This is a genomic window from Kosakonia oryziphila, from assembly GCF_900094795.1.
GTDB classification, from domain to species: Bacteria; Pseudomonadota; Gammaproteobacteria; order Enterobacterales; family Enterobacteriaceae; genus Kosakonia; species Kosakonia oryziphila.
Genome location: NZ_FMBC01000051.1, coordinates 1 through 21,937 on the forward strand (window position 1 = coordinate 1; position 21,937 = coordinate 21,937).

Sequence of the window (21,937 nt, forward strand, 5' to 3'; positions counted from 1 at the left end):
AGCAACGCGAGAGAACGTTGCTTCAGCAACGGCCCGCAGGGCGAGCCACATAGTGGCGAGTAATCCTCTGGCACCGACCAAATTCAAAAAAGCCCAACCGTAAGGTTTAATGCCAGTCACTTAAGCATTTTATGAATAAAAATTCATATTAATGCTCAGAGGGATAACGAAGAAATCAGGTTTACCGTCCCGTTTCCTTTCATCTGAGACCTGAATTTCAGGTCTCGATTCCTTAAGTGAGCAGCATTACTCCAGGCGGAGAGGGTTTTAACAACACATTTAACCCTTCGCTTTGGCGACGGTGACCATCGCTGCGCGAATAGTACGGCCGTTGAGGGTGTAACCTTTCTGCATCACGCCCAAAACCTTACCGGCCGCAATCTCATCAGACTCCACCATCGCAATCGCCTGATGGACGTTTGGATCCAGTGGAACATCGGTATCAGCAATCACTTCAACGCCGAATTTCTTCACCACGTCCAACATGGATTTCAGCGTCAGTTCGATACCCTCAACCATCGGCGCCATTTCGGCGTTGTTTTTGTCTGCGACTTCGAGCGCGCGATCCAGGCTATCCACTACCGGCAGCAGTTCGTTGATGAATTTTTCCAGCGCGAACTTATGCGCTTTTTCAACGTCCTGTTCGGTGCGGCGACGCAGGTTTTCCATTTCCGCCTTCATGCGCAGGACAGCTTCACGCTCGCGGTTTTGCGCTTCGGTTAACTGCGCTTCGAGGTTCGCAATTTTCTCATCGCGCGGATCCACCTGCTCAGCAGAATCGTCAGACTCAACAACTGCCTCAACTTCGTCGTGCTGTTCCATGATAATTTCTTCCGGGGCTTGCCCGTCAGGCGTTTTCTGTTCTTTACTACTCATGAATTTCTCCGCGTTTTTTTGCATTCATCTCGCTAACCTGGCTTATTATGGGGATCCGTTTCCGGGATTCAAGGGAACGTGACAGATTGTCATCATTCATTCGCCACAAGGACCACCAGAACATGACCCTCCATTTCAAGTGTATTGGTATTGTCGGGCATCCACGGCACCCTACCGCGCTAACCACACATGAAATGCTCTACCGCTGGCTTCACGAGCAAGGTTATGACGTCATTGTCGAACAACAGATTGCCCAGGAATTACAGCTCACAAATGTGAGAACCGGCACACTGGCGGACATTGGTCAGCAGGCCGACCTGGCGGTGGTGGTCGGCGGCGACGGCAATATGCTGGGCGCAGCACGCACGCTGGCGCGCTATGATATTCAGGTGATCGGCATCAACCGCGGCAATCTCGGTTTTCTTACCGATCTCGATCCGGACAACGCCCAACAACAGTTGGCCGATGTACTGGAAGGGCATTATATCGCCGAAAAGCGCTTCTTGCTGGAAGTTCAGGTCTGCCAGCAGAGTTCCTTGCCAGAGTGCCAAAAACGGATCAGCACCGCCATCAACGAAGTGGTGCTGCACCCGGGGAAAGTGGCGCATATGATTGAATTCGAAGTGTATATTGATGAAACCTTCGCGTTCTCTCAGCGTTCCGATGGGTTAATCATCTCCACACCCACTGGATCAACCGCTTATTCGCTCTCTGCCGGCGGGCCGATTCTGACGCCGTCTCTGGATGCGATTACGCTGGTACCCATGTTCCCGCATACCTTGTCGGCCCGTCCGCTGGTGATTAACAGCAGCAGTACCATCCGCTTGCGCTTTTCCAACCGTCGTAGCGATCTGGAGATCAGTTGCGACAGCCAAATTGCGCTGCCGATCCAGGATGGCGAAGATGTGCTGATCCGCCGCAGCGACTATTATCTGAATCTGGTTCACCCTAAAGACTACAGTTATTTCAATACATTAAGCTCAAAACTCGGCTGGTCGAAAAAATTGTTCTGAAATTCGCCGCCAGGGCTTTACTGTATATAAAACCAGTTTATACTGTATGTAAACACAGTTATGATTTTTCATACAGGAAAGCAACCATGTTGGCACAACTGACCATCAGTAATTTTGCTATCGTTCGTGAGCTTGAGATCGATTTTCACAGCGGGATGACGGCTATTACCGGCGAAACCGGGGCGGGTAAATCCATTGCCATTGACGCGCTCGGGCTGTGCCTCGGCGGTCGTGCTGAAGCCGACATGGTGCGCGCAGGCGCTCCGCGCGCCGACCTGTGCGCCCGCTTTGCGCTGAAAGACACGCCCGCCGCGCAGCGCTGGCTGGAAGAGAATCAACTGGAAGATGGGCGTGAGTGTTTACTTCGCCGCGTCATCAGCAGTGACGGGCGCTCCCGTGGTTTTATTAACGGAACGGCGGTGCCGCTTTCTCAACTCCGCGAACTTGGCCAACTGCTCATACAGATCCACGGCCAGCACGCGCACCAGTTGCTAACCAAATCAGAACACCAGAAAAACCTGCTCGATGGCTATACCGGTGAGTATGCGCTCACTCAGCAAATGGCCGAACACTACCGCGCCTGGCACCAGAGCTGCCGCGAACTGGCCCAGCATCAGCAACAGAGTCAGGAACGCACCGCCCGCGCCGAACTGCTGCACTACCAACTGAAAGAGCTTAATGAATTTCACCCACAGCCGGGCGAATTTGAGCAGATCGACGAAGAGTACAAACGTCTCGCTAACAGCGGCCAGTTGCTTTCTACCAGCCAACATGCGCTGAACGTGCTGGCCGATGGCGAAGAGGTTAACCTGCAAAGTCAGCTCTATACCGCCCGACAGCTTTTAACGGAGCTGGCAGGTATGGATTCGCGCCTTTCCGGCGTGCTGAATATGCTGGAAGAAGCAGCCATTCAAATCAGTGAAGCCAGCGATGAACTTCGCCACTACTGCGACCGCTTAGATCTCGATCCCAATCGTCTGTACGAACTGGAGCAGCGTATCTCCCGGCAGATCTCGCTGGCGCGCAAGCATCATATCTCCCCGGAAGAGCTGCCGCAGTTCCATCAGTCTCTGCTTGATGAACAACAGTTACTGGACGATCAGACCGGCTCCCAGGAGACGCTGGCGCTGGCGCTGGCGGTAGAGCAGCACCATCGGCTGGCGCTGTCCAGCGCGCAGGCGCTGCATACACAGCGTGTGAAATATGCGCAGGAACTGAGCGAACTGATCACCGGGAGTATGTATGCGCTTTCTATGCCGCACGGCGTGTTTGTCATTGATGTCGATTTTGACGAGCGCTCGCTGACGGCGGAAGGCGCCGATCGTATTGAATTTCGCGTCACCACTAACCCCGGCCAGCCGCTGCAACCGATCGCTAAAGTTGCCTCTGGCGGCGAGCTGTCGCGCATTGCGCTGGCAATTCAGGTGATCACCGCGCGGAAGATGGAAACGCCAGCGCTGATTTTTGATGAAGTGGATGTCGGGATTAGCGGGCCAACGGCGGTGGTGGTCGGCAAGCTGCTGCGTCAGTTGGGCGAATCCACTCAGGTGATGTGCGTCACACACCTGCCGCAGGTCGCCGGTTGCGGTCACCATCACTTCTTTGTCAGCAAAGAGACCGATGGCGCGATGACTGAAACCCACATGCAGCCGCTGGATAAACGTGCTCGTTTGCAGGAGCTGGCGCGCCTGCTCGGCGGCAGCGAAGTGACGCGCAATGCGCTGGCGAATGCCAAAGAGCTGCTGGCAGCGTAAACTTTTCTGTAATATGACGGTCTCAGTTCTCGATAAAATCGACAACAGACCAGCCCGCAGAGGTTTTAAACTGGCTAAAGGTCTATTATCATCGGCATATTACATATGAGCCACGTATTGTTCGGGCCCGAAAAGGAATCAAATCACTATGCGCTGTAAAATGCTGACTGCTGCCGCAGCGGTTCTCCTGATGTTGACCGCTGGTTGCTCTACCTTCGAACGCGTGGTTTACCGCCCTGATATCAATCAGGGGAACTACCTGACAGCAAACGATGTTTCTAAAATCCGCGTGGGTATGACGCAACAACAGGTTGCTTATGCACTGGGTACGCCAATGATGAAAGACCCGTTTGGCACCAACACCTGGTTCTATGTGTTCCGTCAGCAGCCGGGCCACGAAGATGTTACGCAGCAAACGCTGACGCTGACCTTTAACGGTAGCGGTGTGTTGACCAATATTGATAACAAGCCTGCGCTGACCAAAGCGTAAGGTTGCAGAAATGCAAAAAGGTGCTCCATGAGCACCTTTTTTGTTTTTACCGTCAGGGCATTACGATTTCTTCGCCGTTTTTTCCGCACGCTGGCGACGCAGTTCTTTTGGATCGGCAATCAGCGGGCGGTAAATCTCCACACGGTCACCTTCATGCACGACATCGTGCAACTTCACCGGTCGGCTGTAGATCCCGACTTTGTTGACGCTCAAATCAATATCGCTGCGTAACTCCAGCAGGCCGGACGCGCGAATTGCCTGCTCAACAGTTGTGCCATCCTCAAGCGTAACCCGCTGCAGATACTGCTTTTCCGGCAGCGCATAAGCCACTTCAATGACAATCTTACCCGGCACGGTAAACCTCTTTCGCGCGATGGGTAAATGCCTGCACCATATTTGATGCCAGTTCTTTGAAGATGCGGCCAAACGCCAGTTCAATCAGCTTATTGGTGAATTCAAAATCAAGCTGAAACTCAATGCGACAGGCATCGGCGCTGAGCGGCGTAAATTTCCAGCCGCCCATCAATGATTTAAAAGGCCCATCGACCAGATGCATCAAAATGCTTTGGTTAGCAGCCAGCGTATTGCGCGTGGTAAACGTTTTGCTGATCCCGGCTTTGGAAACATCCACCGCCGCCGTCATCTGCGTCGGCCCGGCTTCCAGCACCCGGCTGCCGGTGCAGCCAGGCAAAAACTGAGGATAGGACTTAACATCGTTCACTAACTGATACATTTGTTCCGCGCTGTAAGGCACCAGCGCAGTACGGTTAATCTGAGGCATAAGGTTTCCCGCGTTCACACAATCTTCAAATAATACCATTTCCGCCGGATGAAAGGAAAACGCTAAGCCGGAACTCATGCTAAGATAACGCGTTAAACCTCACAGGACGCAATGAGGTCAGTTTCAGATATCAGATTACCGGATGGCTTCACGACATTATGACGAAGAAAAAAGCACATAAACCAGGTTCAGCCACCATTGCGCTGAATAAGCGCGCCCGCCATGAATACTTTATTGAAGAAGAATTTGAGGCCGGGCTGTCACTGCAAGGCTGGGAAGTAAAATCCTTACGCGCAGGTAAAGCGAACATTGGCGACAGCTACGTTATTCTGAAAGACGGCGAGGCGTTTCTGTTTGGCGCAAACTTTACGCCATTAACCGTTGCCTCCAGTCACTATGTTTGCGACCCAACGCGTACCCGTAAATTACTGCTGAATCAGCGCGAGCTGGATTCCCTCTACGGCCGCATCAACCGCGAAGGCTACACTGTTGTCGCGCTGTCGCTGTACTGGAAAAACGCCTGGTGCAAAGTAAAAATTGGCGTAGCGAAAGGTAAAAAACAGCACGATAAACGCTCCGATCTGAAAGAGCGCGAATGGCAACTGGATAAAGCCCGCATCATGAAAAACGCCGGGCGCTAACCGACACCGCCCTCTCACACCCGGAGAGGGCAACGCGTTTTCCTGCTTCCCCTCCTCGCTTCACCAAAATTGTGTTCGCGAATTTTGTTCACAAAGAATGCTTCGTTAGAAAAATTGCTGCGGAGAAAATCATCAACTCACATTATCAGGCCGTTTGCCTCGATATGGACTGGTATGCCGCGTCATAAATCTGTTATACTTAGCCAACACTTTTGGGGCTGATTCTGGATTCGACGGGATTTGCGAAACCCAAGGTGCATGCCGAGGGGCGGTTGGCCTCGTAAAAAGCCGCAAAAAATAGTCGCAAACGACGAAAACTACGCTTTAGCAGCTTAATAACCTGCTTCGAGCCCTCTCTCCCTAGCCTCCGCTCTTAGGACGGGGATCAAGAGAGGTCAAACCCAAAAGAGATCGCGTGGATGCCCTGCCTGGGGTTGAAGCGTTAAATCTAATCAGGCTAGTTTGTTAGTGGCGTGTCCGTCCGCAGCTGGCAAGCGAATGTAAAGACTGGACTAAGCATGTAGTACCGAGGATGTAGGAATTTCGGACGCGGGTTCAACTCCCGCCAGCTCCACCAAAATTCTCCATCGGTGATTACCAGAGTCATCTGATGAAGTCCTAAGAGCCCGCACGGCGCAAGCCCTGCGGGCTTTTTTGTGCCTGCAATTTGTCCCGCGAAGTCCGAAGAGAACTAATTAAATCCGAACCTTTTAGGCCCATTGATAGGCCCAACGAAAAGCTCTATTGTTTTCGTTGGGCCTAAACGCATGGAGACTCACCATGGCAAGAAAAACCAAGCCGTTAACCGACACGGAAATCAAAGCCGCCAAACCTAAAGATGCCGATTACCAGCTGTATGATGGTGACGGGCTTACTCTGTTAATCAAGTCCAGCGGCAGTAAGCTCTGGCAATTCCGTTACTATCGGCCTCTGACCAAGCAGCGAACCAAACAGAGCTTCGGTGCCTACCCTGCCGTCTCGCTTTCTGATGCACGTAAACTCAGAGCCGAATCTAAAGTTTTATTGGCGAAAGACATTGATCCCCAAGAACATCAGAAAGAACAGGTCAGAAATTCACAAGAGGCCAAAACCAACACTTTCTTGTTAGTTGCCGAACGTTGGTGGAATGTGAAGAAAGCCAGCGTAACAGAGGACTATGCCGAAGATATCTGGCGCTCGCTTGAGAGAGATGTTTTCCCAGCAATCGGTGATATCAGTGTCACTGAGATTAAGGCTCATACTCTGGTTAAAGCAGTTCAGCCGGTTCAGGCCAGAGGGGCATTAGAGACTGTTCGCCGCCTTTGTCAGCGTATTAACGAAGTCATGATTTATGCGCAGAACACGGGCCTGATTGATGCGGTTCCCAGCATAAACATCGGGAAAGCGTTCGAGAAACCTCAGAAGAAAAACATGCCGAGTATCCACCCGGCTCAACTTCCACAATTAATGCAGACTATGCGTACGGCAAGTATCAGCCTGTCCACACGATGCCTATTCATGTGGCAACTGCTCACCATAACCCGTCCCGCCGAAGCAGCTGAAGCTCGATGGGATGAGATCGATTTTGATGATAACGAATGGAAAATTCCAGCAGCTCGAATGAAGATGAACCGGGATCATACGGTTCCATTATCCGATGAGGCTCTCTCTATTCTGGAAATGATGAAGTCACTAAGTGGTGGCCGAGAGTTTATCTTTCCCAGTCGCATCAAACCAACCCAACCAATGAACAGCCAAACAGTGAACGCAGCACTCAAGCGTGCTGGGTTAGGAGGTGTTCTCGTATCACACGGTTTACGTTCTATCGCAAGTACAGCTCTCAATGAGCAAGGGTTTCCGTCTGATGTTATTGAGGCAGCATTGGCTCATGTAGACAAAAATGAGGTACGTCGCGCTTACAACCGCAGCGACTATCTTGAGCAACGACGACCGATGATGCAGTGGTGGGCTGACTTCGTAAGCAAGGCCGACAGCGGGGGCATTGTTGAAAACGGAAAAAGAGAGTTAAAACTTGTGGGCTGAGTTGCTCGCCAGACTGGTTGGATTAGTCAGAGTTATTCCAGACATATCAGGGGTCTCAAGACCCCCATTTCCATGTCATATAAAATGATATTTTGACTTACCACTAGATTATAAACACGATCCTTAACCCTGTTTTTCGTCAGGAATTGATTGTCATATACCAGCCGCTAATTACCGATTAATCAACACGATATGTCAGAGCATAGCTATGCAAGCAATACAATCGAGTCCTCATTTTCGCCTTCTAACAGCATCTGTAAATGCAGCTTTTATAGATGAATCTACTTTCAGCCACTCCTGTATCCTTTCGGGCAACCCAGACTCAGTAAACATATAGTTTTTTTTCTGCTCGTGACTTTTCAGTTTTTTATTTTTATTGTTTATTTCGTTATTTTTTTGCTGAATGAAAAGCCATAACTCATTAACAACACAATCAATAGCAGCTTTCTTTGACTCCCATCCACCATCTTTGCACTTCAAGAGGCGAATCAGCTCTTTTTTTACGACTGAATAGTTTTCCGCCACAACTGCACCGCCCTTTTTTGAATCCTCAGCCCGCTTCTGATTTTCTAATACCTTCAGTTGCTGATGTTCCAGTCTTTGCATTACACCAATCCATATTCCTGCATTTAATAAACCTTGAGCCAGGAAATGTACAGCTTGTTGATCATCTTGATTCTTATGGAGATAACGTCCCCAGCGAAAAGAAAACACGGCCGCAAAGAGATACCCTTCGAACTCACCGCATGTATCAGCCCTAAATTGAGCATCGGCGAATACAGATTCCGGACTGTAACTATCATCAAAAAATGGGTCATCATTGATTGCCGACTTGATACATCTCGCAACCGTCCTGTTTATCACTTGCCATAAATCCAGGAATTTCTCATCAGAGGTAAACAACGCCCTGATTTTGATGAAAACTTTTTTATACTCAACGTTGAAAGTATCAAACAATGCGTCATCCATTAAAAAACCTCAATAATAATCTTTAAAATCAATAAGTAAAAAAATACGAACAGCCCCACCCCTATCCCAGATCCTCTCGGGATTATAGTCTGACGTTATCCAGTACAACCTAAAGGATACAACGTAAATGACTGTACAATCTGTAAAAATCCTGCGTATGCGTGATGTTATGCTCAAAACAGGGCTCGGCCGCGCCACCATCTACGACTGGCTCAACCCTAAGTCTCCTCGCTATGATGCGACTTTCCCGAAACAACGTCGCCTGGGCATGCAATCTGTTGGCTGGCTGGAGTCTGAAATTGATCAGTGGGTACTGGAGCGCTGCCCTCCGGTAACACCGTAACACGCAACAGGCTCAGGCCTGTCGTGACATCTGAGGTATAGAAGAGGAGACCAGTTTCGGCTTCTGCTACCTGAAATGAAACAACTAATAAATGCCACCAGATATATTTATCGGTTGCTAGTGTATTTAAAGACTATTAAGGACAACACATACAAGAAATTACAAACACTGTTACATCGACACCTGACCAATAAAATAGATTATGGTATCACTTTTATATTCCAGTTATATCAGGTGTTATGCTTGTGGCATAACACTCTATTTTATTATTCTATAATTCTGTTTATGGCATAAACATTATGGCTATTTGTAAGCGGGATAATTGCCAGAATAGCATAGGAGGCAGAGATGAGGAGCGTAAACTCCGTCTTTGCCCTGAGCATTATAACGGGAGAAAACAAAATGCTTCTAGACGGGAAGAAAGAATGAAGGCAACATGCAACTATAAAGGTTGTCACAAAAGCCTGTCGGACTCCCGTAATAAGCGTTTCTGCAGCAACGAATGCCGCCATAAAGCTCACCGTATTATTGATGATGACAATATCATTAAGCTGGTGAAACACTCCTGGTGGCTTAACATCGAATCTATGCTGAAAAATAATCCTAGCGGGTTAGGAGGTATTAATGGCCCGGGTGATGTTGTCGATATACTCCAGTTGTACCGGAATAAGTCACGTCATCAAAGAGCTTACAATGTTCTGTATGGTGAATGGATTAGGGGTGATAACGGGCTGCCACTCTCTCGTCTGCGCCCCTGGCTTGAGCTTGAAGTCAGTCATCTCTATCCGAACTCAAAAGGAGGCGCTAACATAAGCAAAAATCTTCTCATTGCCCCTAAACTGATCAACAGGATGCTGAAAGATACCATTCCGCGCTATACACCGGAAGATGAGTTTCGTGGTTTTATTGCTGCCAGTCATGAAGAACCAGTGAAAACAACACTGTTAAAAGCACTGACCTCCCGGTACGGTGTTGATACTGTACAAATAGCGCTAAAAAGAATTCGGAATTTAAACTTCGTTGACATAGAGAAGCCGCGCAGACTGCTTTCGATTAATACGTTTTTTTTACCTCCGCTGGAGAAGCTTTTAAAAGAAGAGACGCTGCGCCTGAGGCATTTTAAGCTCAGAGCCGCAATTACGGCGCTGGCATCTCATCTGAGTATGGAAAGTGGTGGCATTGATAATGAGTTGCTTGCTGTAGCCTGCTTTCACGCAATGTTAAAGGGTGATGCCGACAGTTTTTTGAAAGAACTGCAACAATTGCCCGGGTACCTGGAGAGAACCGAAACGATACCAATTCACATGCAAGAAAATGGGGTTTATGGCTGGTATACCAGTAGACTCCACAACTATATGAAATGTTACTTTGGGCTTGATATGACCTGTCTGGAGGAGCGTGTTAATTTTTATAATAGATTTTTCACGGTGCCTGCGCTTTCAAAAGATGGGGGTCACATTATCATCAGCCCAAATGGTTTTTGATTCTCATAACGAGTCATCATAAGCGTAAAAGCACCTCTGGATAGATGGTGCTTTTTTTAACTTTATAGTAAGACGATTAAAATATTAAAACCCCTCCTTAAAACCATTTAAGTCTTTATTAGACAAAGATCCCAGCAAACATAAATGCAACATTTTTATAACACTAATCACCTACAGCCTGCACAATGCCATCTGATAATTTACACAGAAACCACACTCCCTGAAGCACCGGGCGGAAAATTGTCCTGTTCGCTGTGAACGTAAAGACGGCATGTCCTTTTCACTGTTTAAATAATAGCGCTCTTCATAGTTCAGGAGTTTTTAACTTCCGCCACCGTCGAAATTAGCAAACAAAAAGCATACATTTCGCCAACATTTCAGAGCGGTACAATAAGAATAATATTCACACCGGAATGATGGTATTCACACAGGTTTGTTCCATTCAGATTTACGACCATCAGGTTTAAGGCTGCCGAATTCAGATGCAGTAAGCAATTGTCAGCGTGAACAAACCGTAAATAAAAAAATGACAGACCTATATCACCTTAGCGATACCCCATAGAGGCAATTGCTAAGGAGGATACTCTGGATATTACCGTATTACATCAGCTGTTCGACGGGATGTATGCCCTGGCGGTGGAAGGTACCGCCGTCACTGACTCTGCCATAGTACTGGCGGACAGTTACCTGCAGAACGAAACGAGTTGCGTGGATGCGGCTGAATCACTTGTGCTGTACGAGTCCCTGAAAGCCTGCGGCTCCGGCTTTTCCTGCGGGCTCGCCGGAGGTGCGCTGCTGCCACTGACCGTCACCGCCGATGTCTGCTCTTCGCTGTTCATTCAGATGCGGCTGTGTGCGGCCGTTGCCATCATCGGGGGCCATGACACTGCAGACCCACGGGTACGCTTGCTTTGCTGGGGCGCGCTGGCCGGGGATGCCTGCTCGGATGCCATCAGTGGCATCATCACCCGGTTACTGACCCGCGCACTGAGCCTGCCTCAGGCCGAGACCGCTCTGCTTACGGTGGTTCGCGACGCGTTACTGCTGAAAAGCAGCCACGTGTTACTAAGGGAAAGCCTGCTGCTCCCGTTACTGGGCGGGGTAATCAACGGTGGTGCCGCCTGGCTCGTCACCCGCCTTATGGGGCAATTCGCCATTCGTCTGTTTATTCCACCGGTAACTCCGCCCTGCACAGCATAATCTTCTGTATTTCATTTTCGGACATCACCTGTCCGTCATTACTCGTATAACACGCTGATTTTCCTGACACATCGGCCATGTCCTTACGGGCGGGTTTGTTATCGTTTTGCCCTGACGATACAGACCTGAATGGAGGGGTAATGGCCGTTTATCGCGAAGATGCTGACCTGCGGTTTCTGGGGTGTTGTGATAATGAGGACCTGGATTTACTGGTCAGTCTCATTACCCATGACCCAAGGGATAAAACCCTGCGCTGGACGGAAACGCTGTCCAGCAGTGACAACTACAAACGTTTTCACCCGGCGCACCGTAATTACTGGCAGGAGATTGCCGCTGAAATCCAGACCTTTGGTGCTAGCAGTATTGCCAGCATGTTCAGGGGCGGGAAAGGCGTGTTGTACCGGGAAGTGTTATGCGATGTCTGTGAGCATACGGGCGTGAAATACAAAAAAGATGAGGCAACCCAAACCATCGAGCTCTCCCTGCTGATGAAGATGCTCGAAAAAAGCCTCAGCGAAATGTCCCCGGCTGAGCTGCGGGAGTTTGCTGACAGCATGGGCACGGAACTGACCGCCCCAACGGTGCCGCTGATACTGATGGCGATACAGACTGCAGTCCGGTCTTCTGGTTTTGCAGCCTATCGTCTATCGGTCGTGATGCTCAGTACGCTTGTGAAGGTTGTACTGGGGCGCACGCTCCCCATCGTGACTTATCTGACCCTGACCCGCTCTATCAGTGTACTGGCCGGGCCGGTTGGTATCGCCCTGAGCACCGGCTGGTTGATTGCCGATATGGCAGGCCCGGCACGGCGGGTTACGGTTCCGGCCTGCCTACTGGTCGCTTGTCTTCGTCAGCAATATCAATACAAATCAATGTAATCAACGGAAACCCTTCAATATGTCTGCGGAAGAAAAACAGCACGATCGCATGGCATCACGGCTGGCGATCATCATCAGTCGCCTGCTGATGGGGGAACGGTTGTCAGTTACGAGGTTGTCTCAGGAGTTTCGTATCTCGGAGCGCACTCTGCGCCGGGATTTTCGTGAACGCCTGAGCTGTCTGGAACTGACATACCAGCAGGGTTGCTGGTCATTGGCCCACCAGCACGAATGCCTGCGCACCAACCGGCATATTCTGCACTTTGCACGAGTAACCCGCACGGAGCAGCTGTTCCCGGCGATGGATAACCGTCTGATATCGGTGCTGACTGACAGCTCCGTAGAGCCACCTTTTATCGTCTGGCAGTCTCCACCGGAGCGCAAGCCCGGTCCCTTCGGCAGTTTCTGGCGTATCACTCAGGCCATTCTGGAGCGAACTCTGCTGGATCTGACCGCAGAGGGGCAGCAGTACCGCTGGTTCGCACCTTACCGCCTGATTTATTTCGAGAACGGCTGGTATCTGGTCGGAGAGTACGCCCGGCAACTGCAGGTCTTTCTGCTGGAAAGCATTACCGATGTCTGCCTGACGCCGAGGCAGTTTCTGCGCAGGCGGCAGATTGATGCACTGACCGCAGATCCGCACTTTATCCGTTCTTTACCACACTTCCAGTACCTGCGAAAGGTGCTGACCGATACTGAAACTCAAGGATAGCTATGAAAAAAATAACGTTTTTACTGATGGTGCTTGCCTCCGCGCAGGCCGGTGCAGCCGTAAACCAGTGGACCCGTACCTGGGTTCAGGGCGTTACGGAATACCGCATACAGGGGAAAAATGGCGCTGAACTGCTGATGACCTGCTCGCCGGAGAACAATGCGTTCGTCCAGTACACATCACCCGATGGCAAAACGCTCACCAGCGGCAATGATGATGGGCGCAGCGTTCAGGCACAAACCGACAGCGGCGACACGTTCCTGATTAACGACACGTTTTCTGATGCCGGTGGCAGTAACTTCGAAGCCTTCTGGGATGCAGCCAGAAAATCCCATCGTATCCATATAACGGCGACCGGACTGACCTCCGCCACCTTCACCTTCAGCAATGCCGCCGGGGTTTTGCCTGAGTTTGATAAGTCAGGATGTCTGACCCGCATGTGAGCCTTTATTGCTCCAACCAAAATAAGGAAAAAATAATGAAAACAGCAATGAGTACCCTCGCCGTGGCACTGATGATTTCACCTCTGTTGCACGCAGCAGAGGCCCCGGTCAGGATTGGTCTCGAGCAGGTAAAAAATCCCTATTACCCGAATTTGCATCAGCAGCGTGTTCATGTTCAGTCACTGGCTGACAGCATCACCATTCAGGATGTTGTCGTTAACCGTGGGAACTGCCCGATTCAAAAGATGCCCACCGTCTATGCAGGCAGCAAGCCGATCCCGCTGATACCGTCAACGCTGTCTTACGGCAAAGAGATTGCCGTCTACATTAAAGGCCCCTGCAGTGTGGCAGAAATTAACGTCATCACCAGTCAGGGGGACTGGCTGATGAAGTACTAATTTCGATTGAACAATATCTGGTCTGACAATCAGTTGTCAGACCCTGTTGTGCTATCAATCGTTATATTAAAGAAATCAGGTATTAATACTGCGTATTAATAGCCATTATAAACCCCTCCCCCGTGAGGTCCCTCCCCTTACGGGTTCACCATAATATATATCTTATTATTTCAGTTCGTGAGTGCTGTAGCTCAGTGCCTGACTGCTGCTAGCTCTAAGTTCAGCCGATGGATGGTGACAACTTGGTTAGATATCCACACTGTGGTTAGAACAAGGAATGCTCCTGAGTTGTATGTTCAAGACTTGTATCATTGTTTCTTTAGTTCGCCAGAGTGCAAGTCAGTCACATTCGATACCAATGAAATATTCTGGTACAACTTTTAGATATTCTAAGAACACAAAAAAAAATAGAGGAAGTAACTTCTAAAATACTACCTCATATATCATGAGATTTGCTTTCCTATGATGTCATGGCAGTTTGTACTTTTTTTTGAAGTTTTATCTAATCGACAATACTCGCTCTAAACAGGTCACAGTGCTTCGCGAAGCATTGAGTAGAGGGCCGAATCCGCTACAGAGCCGGATTCAATTCTGTTAAACTTCTTGCCAAAAATTTCCAAGAAAACGCAGGACAAGACATGAGTTCAATGCAGAATGAGAGTAGCCAAGCGGCTATGCCACTATGGAGAAGTGTACGTCAATGAACGCCATAGAAATTGAACAAGCCATTACTGACCTTGCTGAGCAGCCTTTTGATTTTATTGAGTTTCCGTACCAATTTCTTGAAGCTTTTGGCAATAAGTCGACGACCATTAAGCGCCTAAGAGCGGGAACTTCGAACAAGTCTGACCTCGGTGGAGTACTTCAGACAAACAACATTCATCTCCTAACCTGCGAAACAGGTAAGGTAACGCAGGCGCTAGCAGCTCTCAAAGCTAGTCCGGTAACAGCCAAGGCCAAAGCAAAATTCGTCCTTGCTACTGACGGTTTTTACTTAGAAGCTGAAGACCTGACAAGCGGCGAGACTGTGGCCTGTGCCTTCAAAGATTTTCCTGATCACTTCGGCTTCTTCCTACCCCTGGCGGGTATTAGCACCGTCCGTCAGATTAGCGAGAATGCCTTTGACATACGTGCAACTAGCCGTCTGAACCGATTATATGTCGAGTTATTGAAAGAAAATCCCATCTGGGGTACAGCTGAGCGTAGCCACGACATGAATAAGTTTATGGCGCGGCTTATCTTCTGTTTTTTTGCTGAAGATACTGACATTTTCGTCGGTAAGGGCCGCTTCACTGAAACTATTGAGCAAATGAGCTTGAGAGATTCGTCGAATACTCACGAAGTCATTGCCATCCTGTTCCGTACCATGAATACCAACCGTAAAGAGAGAGCGGCCGCAGGAATTCCGCGCTGGGCTGACGAGTTTCCTTATGTTAACGGACGCTTGTTCTCGGGAAACGATGATGTGCCACGGTTTAGTAAGATTGCGCGCTCCTACCTCCTACATGTGGGTAGCCTTGACTGGACCAAGATTAATCCGGACATCTTTGGTTCGATGATTCAGGCAATTGCGGAAGACGAAGAGCGAGGTGAGCTGGGAATGCATTACACCAGCGTTCCCAATATTTTGAAAGTGCTTAATCCTCTTTTTCTTGATGATTTACGTACGAAGCTGGAAGAGGCTGACGACAATGCGAGGGCCTTACTTAACTTACGAAAGCGTATTGCTAGAATAAGGATTTTCGATCCAGCCTGCGGTTCGGGCAATTTCTTAGTCATTGCCTACAAAGAAATGCGTGCTATCGAAGCGGAAATCAATCGGCGTCGCGACGAGCCGGATCGAAAGTCGGAGATACCAATCACCAACTTTCGGGGCATAGAGCTGCGTGACTTCCCGGCAGAGATTGCTCGCCTCGCACTAGTCATTGCCGAATATCAGTGCGATGTGCTTTATCGTGGGCAGAGGTTGGCTTTAGCTGAGTTCCTGCCTCTTAGATACGATAATTGGATTACGTGCGATAATGCTCTTCGACTCGATTGGTTAAGTTTGATGGATGTAGGTGGTTCAGGTGTGAAGCTGGTTTCGGATAACCTTCTTCAGTCACCGCTCAATCAAGCCGAGATCGACTTCGAGAACGAAGGCGGCGAAACATATATTTGCGGAAATCCTCCTTATGTAGGTAGTTCAAAGCAGTCGGCGGCTCAAAAAAGCGATATCCAGAAACTTTTTGAGGCTAGTAATATAAAATACAAAAATCTCGACTATATTTCGGGCTGGTTCTGGCTTGCGTCGAAGTTTTGTAAGGACGTCAATGGCGCGGCAGCTTTTGTAACGACTAATTCAATCTGTCAAGGTGAGCAAGTCAACTTACTGTGGCCGACGCTTCTTAATAAGAACATGGAAATATACTTCGCACATACATCTTTTAAGTGGAGTAACTTAGCGAAGAATAAAGCAGGGGTTACGTGCGTAATTGTGGGCATTCGCGCAATAAAGCCTGGCAGTAAATTTATTTACTTTGATAATATCCGGAAAGAGGTGACTCGAATTAATCCTTACCTCTTGGATTTTGCGGATGTCTTTATTCCTAGACATAGTGAGTCCATTTCGTCTCTACCCAAGATGCTAAAAGGGAATCAACCTACTGATGGAGGTAACTTAATCCTCGCACCTTGGGAGAAGCGTGATCTACTTCGAAGAAATCCAGAGGCGGAAATTTACCTTCGAAAATTATATGGCTCTAAGGAACTCATTGACGGAGTGGACAGATACTGCATCTGGATTGAAGATTACGAACTGAAAGATGCCAGGAGCATAACCGAAATATCTCGCCGTTTGGGGGGGGTCACCCAAGCTCGCCTTCAAAGCCCAGCACAATCTACTCGCAAACGAGCAAATGATGCACACCGCTTTATTCAAATTCAGGATTATGGAAAACGTGCCATGGTTGTTCCAGAAGTATCGTCAGAGAAAAGGGAATATATTCCCTGTGGCATTCTTGATGAAGAAAGCATTGCTACCAATAAATTATTTGCTGTATATGAGCCAGACCTTTACGTATTTGCTCTTTGTTCGTCCAAACTTCATCGGGTTTGGGTAGAAGCAGTATGTGGAAAACTAGAAGAACGAATAAGTTATTCCAATGTGCTTGGCTATAATACATTTCCCGTACCGGAGTTGACAGAAAAGAATAAGGCTGATCTAACCCGTTGTGCAGAGGATATCCTTTTGGCGCGGGAACATCACTTTCCCGCGACTATTGCAGATCTCTACGACCAGGAGAAGATGCCTCCTGACCTGCGTATGGCGCACGAACGTAATGACGAAGTGCTGGAACGCATCTACATCGGCCGGCGTTTCAAGAATAATACTGAGCGGCTGGAAAAGCTGTTTGACCTCTATACCAAAATGACCTCTTCGACTGCATCTGCAAAGAGCAAAAAGCGCATGATGGGAGCTAACTAATGAGCGGCAAGAAAAAACCTGTACCGTCTGTTTCAGTTAAATATGCCCGGCATGGTGCATCTACTAAGGCTAATGTGCTTGGGATGCGGCCTATGCAAGAGCGGGCCTATGAGAAACGCGGAGAACAATACCTCCTCATCAAGTCGCCGCCTGCTTCCGGTAAGAGTCGAGCGCTGATGTTCATCGCGCTCGATAAACTCGAAAACCAAGGGATCAAGCAGGCAATCATCGTCGTGCCAGAGAAATCCATCGGCTCTAGCTTCAACAATGAACTGCTGTCGCACTATGGCTTCTGGGCTGATTGGCAGGTCGAACCTAAATGGAACTTGTGTAACGCACCGGGTAACGACAACGGCGGTAAGGTGAAATCTCTCGGTGCTTTTCTTGAAAGTAGCGACAAGGTACTGGTTTGCACACATGCAACCTTTCGCTTCGCGGTCGATACTTATGGCGTTGAAGCGTTTGACAACCGCCTGATTGCTGTTGATGAATTCCACCATGTTTCAGCCAACCCGGATAACAAGCTCGGTCAGCATCTGGGACAGTTCATCGAGCGGGACAAGACACACATCGTCGCCATGACAGGATCCTACTTTCGAGGTGATGCGGAAGCCGTTTTAGCACCACAGGATGAATCCAAGTTCGATACTGTCACCTATACCTACTACGAACAGCTCAACGGTTACGAGTACCTCAAACAACTCGACATCGGTTACTTCTTCTACAGTGACTCTTACGTCGATGACATCCTCAATGTTCTCGATCCTGCACAGAAGACCATTATCCACATTCCGAACGTCAATTCACGTGAGAGCACGAAGGATAAGATCAAGGAGGTCGAGCACATTCTTGGTGAGCTTGGAGATTGGCAAGGAGCAGACCCTGCGACTGGTTTTCAACTAGTCAAATGCCTTGATGGCCGAGTGTTGCGTATCGCTGACTTAGTGGACCCAACAAGCCAAGGCAAGATTCAGGAAAGTCTCCGTGCTGTAGATATGAAGACAGACCGCAACTATGTGGACATCATTATTGCACTCGGTATGGCGAAGGAAGGTTTTGACTGGATCTGGTGTGAACATGCACTGACTGTTGGCTACCGTGCCAGCTTAACTGAGATCGTACAGATCATCGGTCGCGCCACTCGTGATGCGCCGGGTAAAACCAACGCGAGATTTACTAACCTGATCGCCGAGCCGGACGCTGTAGAGGGCGCAGTCACCGAGGCCGTCAATGATACCTTAAAAGCCATTGCGGCAAGCCTGCTGATGGAGCAGGTATTGGCTCCGCGCTTCGAGTTCAAGCCCAAGAATCCAGAAAGCGGCCCGACTACAGGTTTTGACTATGGTGATGGAGGGTATGACCCGGATAGCTGTAATATTGGTGTTAATGAGCAGACAGGGACGTATCAAATTGAGATTAAGGGACTTACCGAGCCCAAAAGCAAAGAGGCTGCACGCATCTGTCAGGAAGATTTAAACGAAGTGATCGCGGCCTTCGTGCAGGACAAGCCAGCCCTCGAACGAGGTCTGTTCGATGAAGAGCTGATTCCCGAAGAATTAACTCAGGTTCGTATGGGTAAGATCATCAAAGAAAAGTATCCTGAACTTGACGCTGAAGATCAGGAGGCTGTCCGTCAGCACGCTATCGCCGCCCTTAACCTCACGCAGCAGGCCAAGCAGCTTGTCACCGGAGAGAACGATGGGACGCTTAATACTGCTCTTATTGACGGAGTGCGTCGCTTTGCGATGGACGTACGCGATTTAGACATAGATCTTATCGACCGCATCAACCCCTTCGGTGAAGCCTATGCCATCCTTGCTAAGGCGATGAGCGAAGATAGTTTGAAGCAGGTCGCGGCGGCCATCTCCGCCAAGCGCACCTCTATTACGCCTGAAGATGCTAAAGTGATCGCCAAGCGTGCCGCTGAATTCAAGCGTGAACGTGAGCGACTTCCATCGTTAACTTCGTCGGATGCCTGGGAAAAACACCTTGCCGAAGGCGCAGCCGCGTTTATGCGTTTCAGGGCGGAGGGGCGTTATGAGTAATTCTGATTTAGACGATTTGGCGGCCGAACTTGCCGAGTTTGCACCACCTGAGAAGAAAAAAGGATACTCAGCCAGCGAGGAGCGTGTCATAGCCAGTTTTGAGGAAATTCAACGCTTCGTTAAGCAACATGGGCGTACTCCGCAACATGGTGAAGATCGCGATATCTTCGAGCGTTTATATGCCGTGCGGCTCGACCGTCTACGTCGCCTCACTAGCTGGCATGCTTTGCTTACGCCGATAGATAAGCAGGGCCTCTTAGCTGGGGAAGGCGTCGTAGCGGAGTTAGCGGACGCAATTATTGACCTCGATGATTTGGCTGCCGAACTGGCGGATGTTACCAGCGAGGAAGACATAACAGTCTTACGTCATGTTCGTACCAGCACCGAAAAGCGTGCTGCAAAAGGGATCGCGGATCGCAAGCCGTGTGAGGACTTTGATACGTTTAAGCCGCTATTTGAGCAAGTGCGCAGCGATCTGAGTTCAGGGTTAAGGGTGACTCGACCATTTGGACAGTATGCAACTATTGAAGTGGGTCATTGGTTCATCCTAGATGGTCAAACAGCTTATGTGTCTGAGGAAGGAACAGAGTTCGACTCGCCACAGGGTAAGAAGGATGCTCGGCTGCGTGTCATTTTCTCAAATGGTACGGAAAGTAATCTTCTTCGACTATCACTGGTTCGTGCTTTGTACAAAGACGAAACAGCACGCCGAATTACCGATCCAGACATGGGACCCTTGTTCAGCGATTCTCTAGAAGAGAGCGATCTAGAAAGTGGCACCATTTATGTGTTGCGCTCGTTATCTGAAAATCCTTATGTGGCCGAGCATCGCGATGTCATTCACAAGATTGGTGTGACCGGCGGCAAGGTAGAGACGCGCATAGCCAACGCTGAACACGATTCCACCTATTTATTGGCGAAGGTCGAGGTGGTCGCTTCATACAAGCTCGCAGGTATCAACCGCACGCGGATGGAAAACCTTTTTCACAGGCTGTTCGCACCCGCACGACTTAACATCACCATTCACGACCGTTTCGGCCATCCTGTTCAGCCCGAGGAATGGTTCCTCGTTCCGTTGTTCGTCATCGACGAGGCGGTTAAACGTATCAAGGATGGTAGCATCATTGAGTATATCTATGACCCCATGTGTGCAAAGCTGGTGAAAATATAAGGCCAGAAAGTACCCTGGCCATAAACCTAAGTGTCAGGGAACAGAAAGGCATTATAAGGCTAAAGATGACTCGGTTCGAGTCGTCTTTCATCCTCATAGAAGCCGCTACGGTGCGTCAGTCCAACTATAGGGCAGGATCGTCTACCGGGGCGGGGTCAGTCCAGTTACTTTCAAGTGCTATGATCTGATTCGTGGTTAAAAAAAACTGCTTTCATAACTATTTTTCTTGTTGGTAGATAAGTACTTACTTCCGCTGTTCGCTCATAGTAGAGCTTAACAAGCCGTTGCCTCTATCAACGACAGAAAGTTTTCCCCCTTACCCCAGCAACATCAAATCCATGCAGAAAGGCCGTACTTCTTACCGGAAGTGCGGCCTTTTTGCATTTATAACGTTAACCACAAAGGAGTTTCATTATGCGTTTAGCCAGCCGCTTTGGCCGAGTTAACCAGATTCGCCGCGACCGTCCACTGACAAACGACGAGTTGATGGCCCATGTACCCAGTGTATTTGGTACCGACAAGCACGAATCCCGCTCAGACCGCTACACCTACATCCCAACCATCACACTGCTTGATAGCCTGAAGCAGGAAGGCTTTCAGCCATTCTTTGCCTGCCAGACCCGAGTGCGCAACCAGAGCAAGCGTGAGCACACCAAACACATGCTGCGCCTGCGTCGTGAGGGGCAAATCACCGGTAAGCAGGTGCCGGAAATCATTCTGCTCAACAGCCATGACGGCTCCAGCTCATACCAGATGTTGCCGGGGCTATTTCGTGCAGTCTGCCAGAACGGGCTGATTTGCGGTGAGAGCTTTGGTGAAGTACGTGTGCCGCATAAAGGCAACGTGGTGGAGAAAGTCATTGAAGGGGCTTACGAAGTGCTCGGAATTTTTGACCAGGTGGAAGAGAAGCGCGATGCCATGCAGTCGCTTTTGTTACCGCCACCAGCACAGCAGGCGATGGCGAAAGCGGCATTAACCTATCGCTTTGGTGAAGAGCATCAGCCGGTGACGGAATCGCAGATCCTTTCCTCGCGCCGCTGGCAGGATGAAAGCAACGACCTGTGGACCACTTACCAACGCATTCAGGAGAACTTGATAAAAGGCGGACTATTGGGACGAACGACGAAAGGTCAGCGTACTCAAACCCGTGCTGTCAAAGGTATCGACGGAGATGTAAAGCTCAATCGTGCTCTATGGGTGATGGCTGAAAATATGCTTCAACTCGCTTCATAAACAACTTTTTCTATTACC

At 49.3% G+C, this 21,937-nt stretch carries 20 protein-coding genes and 2 other RNA genes; 18 read left to right on the forward strand and 4 right to left on the reverse strand.

Annotated elements, in window-relative coordinates:
- Positions 1-80: non-coding RNA, RtT sRNA (locus tag GA0061070_RS19865), on the forward strand; the annotation flags it as partial.
- A 199-nt stretch (positions 81-279) separates the two neighbouring features.
- Here GA0061070_RS19865 and grpE read toward each other — a convergent pair.
- The gene (gene grpE / locus GA0061070_RS19870; protein WP_139109801.1) at positions 280-876 is read right to left on the reverse strand and encodes a nucleotide exchange factor GrpE; all 597 of its coding nucleotides are present in this window, start codon (positions 874-876) and stop codon (positions 280-282) included.
- Between the two features lie 122 nt (positions 877-998).
- Here grpE and nadK point away from each other — a divergent pair, with 122 nt between their 5' ends.
- The 3 genes from nadK to bamE all read left to right on the forward strand — a co-directional run bounded on the left by nadK (position 999) and on the right by bamE (position 4,133).
- Entirely contained in the window at positions 999-1,889 is an 891-nt protein-coding gene (gene nadK, locus GA0061070_RS19875) for an NAD(+) kinase (RefSeq protein WP_090137734.1), read from the forward strand.
- Between the two features lie 86 nt (positions 1,890-1,975).
- Positions 1,976-3,643, forward strand: a complete 1,668-nt coding sequence (gene recN / locus GA0061070_RS19880) for a DNA repair protein RecN (protein ID WP_090137736.1) — start codon at positions 1,976-1,978, stop codon at positions 3,641-3,643.
- A gap of 148 nt (positions 3,644-3,791) precedes the next feature.
- Positions 3,792-4,133 (forward strand): outer membrane protein assembly factor BamE, encoded by a 342-nt coding sequence (bamE, locus tag GA0061070_RS19885; RefSeq protein WP_090137738.1) that lies wholly within the window; start codon positions 3,792-3,794, stop codon positions 4,131-4,133.
- Positions 4,134-4,193: 60 nt separating this feature from the next.
- On the opposite strand, the gene GA0061070_RS19890 is transcribed toward bamE, so the two are convergent.
- Positions 4,194-4,487, reverse strand: a complete 294-nt coding sequence (locus tag GA0061070_RS19890) for an RnfH family protein (RefSeq protein WP_090137740.1) — start codon at positions 4,485-4,487, stop codon at positions 4,194-4,196.
- Positions 4,477-4,914: a type II toxin-antitoxin system RatA family toxin gene (locus tag GA0061070_RS19895; protein WP_208598190.1), complete on the reverse strand. Its 438-nt coding sequence runs from the start codon at positions 4,912-4,914 to the stop codon at positions 4,477-4,479. The genes GA0061070_RS19890 and GA0061070_RS19895 overlap by 11 nt, the downstream gene beginning before the upstream one ends.
- A 158-nt stretch (positions 4,915-5,072) precedes the next feature.
- Between GA0061070_RS19895 and smpB the strand changes: the two genes are divergently transcribed.
- The 3 genes from smpB (at position 5,073) to GA0061070_RS19910 (ending at position 7,577) form a co-directional block, all read left to right on the forward strand.
- Positions 5,073-5,555, forward strand: a complete 483-nt coding sequence (gene smpB / locus GA0061070_RS19900) for an SsrA-binding protein SmpB (RefSeq protein WP_007370697.1) — start codon at positions 5,073-5,075, stop codon at positions 5,553-5,555.
- Positions 5,556-5,769: 214 nt separating this feature from the next.
- Positions 5,770-6,132, forward strand: a transfer-messenger RNA (tmRNA) gene (ssrA, locus tag GA0061070_RS19905).
- 203 nt (positions 6,133-6,335) lie between these two features.
- A complete protein-coding gene (locus GA0061070_RS19910) occupies positions 6,336-7,577 on the forward strand; it encodes an integrase (RefSeq protein WP_023325905.1) in 1,242 nt (413 codons plus the stop codon).
- 231 nt (positions 7,578-7,808) lie between these two features.
- Here GA0061070_RS19910 and GA0061070_RS19915 read toward each other — a convergent pair whose 3' ends face one another.
- Positions 7,809-8,546 (reverse strand): hypothetical protein, encoded by a 738-nt coding sequence (locus GA0061070_RS19915; RefSeq protein WP_023325906.1) that lies wholly within the window; start codon positions 8,544-8,546, stop codon positions 7,809-7,811.
- Between the two features lie 127 nt (positions 8,547-8,673).
- Here GA0061070_RS19915 and GA0061070_RS19920 point away from each other — a divergent pair, with 127 nt between their 5' ends.
- From GA0061070_RS19920 to GA0061070_RS19975, 11 genes are all read left to right on the forward strand, one after another.
- On the forward strand, positions 8,674-8,889 hold the full coding sequence (locus GA0061070_RS19920) for an AlpA family transcriptional regulator (protein ID WP_023325907.1): 216 nt from the start codon (positions 8,674-8,676) through the stop codon (positions 8,887-8,889).
- Between the two features lie 425 nt (positions 8,890-9,314).
- The gene (locus GA0061070_RS19930) at positions 9,315-10,373 is read left to right on the forward strand and encodes a hypothetical protein (protein ID WP_023325908.1); all 1,059 of its coding nucleotides are present in this window, start codon (positions 9,315-9,317) and stop codon (positions 10,371-10,373) included.
- Positions 10,374-11,102: 729 nt separating this feature from the next.
- Positions 11,103-11,573: a hypothetical protein gene (locus tag GA0061070_RS19935; RefSeq protein WP_139109802.1), complete on the forward strand. Its 471-nt coding sequence runs from the start codon at positions 11,103-11,105 to the stop codon at positions 11,571-11,573.
- Positions 11,574-11,713: 140 nt separating this feature from the next.
- Positions 11,714-12,451 carry a YaaW family protein gene (locus tag GA0061070_RS19940; protein ID WP_090137744.1) on the forward strand — a complete coding sequence of 246 codons (738 nt, stop codon included), beginning with the start codon at positions 11,714-11,716 and terminating at the stop codon, positions 12,449-12,451.
- A 19-nt stretch (positions 12,452-12,470) separates the two neighbouring features.
- A complete protein-coding gene (locus tag GA0061070_RS19945) occupies positions 12,471-13,163 on the forward strand; it encodes a WYL domain-containing protein (protein ID WP_023325911.1) in 693 nt (230 codons plus the stop codon).
- Positions 13,164-13,165: 2 nt separating this feature from the next.
- Complete coding sequence (locus tag GA0061070_RS19950; RefSeq protein WP_039024831.1) at positions 13,166-13,606, forward strand: hypothetical protein; 441 nt, start codon at positions 13,166-13,168, stop codon at positions 13,604-13,606.
- A 35-nt stretch (positions 13,607-13,641) separates the two neighbouring features.
- Positions 13,642-14,004, forward strand: coding sequence for a hypothetical protein (locus GA0061070_RS19955; protein WP_023325913.1), 363 nt, complete (start codon positions 13,642-13,644; stop codon positions 14,002-14,004).
- A 700-nt stretch (positions 14,005-14,704) separates the two neighbouring features.
- Positions 14,705-17,470 carry a class I SAM-dependent DNA methyltransferase gene (locus GA0061070_RS19960; RefSeq protein ID WP_090137746.1) on the forward strand — a complete coding sequence of 922 codons (2,766 nt, stop codon included), beginning with the start codon at positions 14,705-14,707 and terminating at the stop codon, positions 17,468-17,470.
- A complete protein-coding gene (locus tag GA0061070_RS19965) occupies positions 17,470-19,515 on the forward strand; it encodes a DEAD/DEAH box helicase (protein WP_023325916.1) in 2,046 nt (681 codons plus the stop codon). Before GA0061070_RS19960 ends, GA0061070_RS19965 begins: the two co-directional genes overlap by 1 nt.
- Positions 19,508-20,686 carry a GIY-YIG nuclease family protein gene (locus tag GA0061070_RS19970; RefSeq protein WP_013365103.1) on the forward strand — a complete coding sequence of 393 codons (1,179 nt, stop codon included), beginning with the start codon at positions 19,508-19,510 and terminating at the stop codon, positions 20,684-20,686. The genes GA0061070_RS19965 and GA0061070_RS19970 overlap by 8 nt, the downstream gene beginning before the upstream one ends.
- A gap of 414 nt (positions 20,687-21,100) precedes the next feature.
- Positions 21,101-21,919, forward strand: a complete 819-nt coding sequence (locus GA0061070_RS19975; RefSeq protein ID WP_208598191.1) for a DUF932 domain-containing protein — start codon at positions 21,101-21,103, stop codon at positions 21,917-21,919.
- The last annotated feature ends 18 nt before the right edge of the window (positions 21,920-21,937 follow it).

Excerpts from the sequence above, each read along its gene's own strand:
- GA0061070_RS19955 (WP_023325913.1), top strand. The coding sequence starts at position 13,642 with ATGAAAACAGCAATGAGTACCCTCGCCGTGGCACTGATGATTTCACCT.
- bamE (WP_090137738.1), top strand. The coding sequence starts at position 3,792 with ATGCGCTGTAAAATGCTGACTGCTGCCGCAGCGGTTCTCCTGATGTTG.
- GA0061070_RS19965 (WP_023325916.1), top strand. The coding sequence starts at position 17,470 with ATGAGCGGCAAGAAAAAACCTGTACCGTCTGTTTCAGTTAAATATGCC.
- GA0061070_RS19895 (WP_208598190.1), bottom strand. The coding sequence starts at position 4,914 with ATGCCTCAGATTAACCGTACTGCGCTGGTGCCTTACAGCGCGGAACAA.
- GA0061070_RS19915 (WP_023325906.1), bottom strand. The coding sequence starts at position 8,546 with ATGGATGACGCATTGTTTGATACTTTCAACGTTGAGTATAAAAAAGTT.
- grpE (WP_139109801.1), bottom strand. The coding sequence starts at position 876 with ATGAGTAGTAAAGAACAGAAAACGCCTGACGGGCAAGCCCCGGAAGAA.
- GA0061070_RS19975 (WP_208598191.1), top strand. The coding sequence starts at position 21,101 with ATGCGTTTAGCCAGCCGCTTTGGCCGAGTTAACCAGATTCGCCGCGAC.
- GA0061070_RS19960 (WP_090137746.1), top strand. The coding sequence starts at position 14,705 with ATGAACGCCATAGAAATTGAACAAGCCATTACTGACCTTGCTGAGCAG.
- smpB (WP_007370697.1), top strand. The coding sequence starts at position 5,073 with ATGACGAAGAAAAAAGCACATAAACCAGGTTCAGCCACCATTGCGCTG.
- GA0061070_RS19945 (WP_023325911.1), top strand. The coding sequence starts at position 12,471 with ATGTCTGCGGAAGAAAAACAGCACGATCGCATGGCATCACGGCTGGCG.
- GA0061070_RS19970 (WP_013365103.1), top strand. The coding sequence starts at position 19,508 with ATGAGTAATTCTGATTTAGACGATTTGGCGGCCGAACTTGCCGAGTTT.
- GA0061070_RS19950 (WP_039024831.1), top strand. The coding sequence starts at position 13,166 with ATGAAAAAAATAACGTTTTTACTGATGGTGCTTGCCTCCGCGCAGGCC.
- nadK (WP_090137734.1), top strand. The coding sequence starts at position 999 with ATGACCCTCCATTTCAAGTGTATTGGTATTGTCGGGCATCCACGGCAC.
- GA0061070_RS19940 (WP_090137744.1), top strand. The coding sequence starts at position 11,714 with ATGGCCGTTTATCGCGAAGATGCTGACCTGCGGTTTCTGGGGTGTTGT.
- recN (WP_090137736.1), top strand. The coding sequence starts at position 1,976 with ATGTTGGCACAACTGACCATCAGTAATTTTGCTATCGTTCGTGAGCTT.
- GA0061070_RS19930 (WP_023325908.1), top strand. The coding sequence starts at position 9,315 with ATGAAGGCAACATGCAACTATAAAGGTTGTCACAAAAGCCTGTCGGAC.
- GA0061070_RS19920 (WP_023325907.1), top strand. The coding sequence starts at position 8,674 with ATGACTGTACAATCTGTAAAAATCCTGCGTATGCGTGATGTTATGCTC.
- GA0061070_RS19910 (WP_023325905.1), top strand. The coding sequence starts at position 6,336 with ATGGCAAGAAAAACCAAGCCGTTAACCGACACGGAAATCAAAGCCGCC.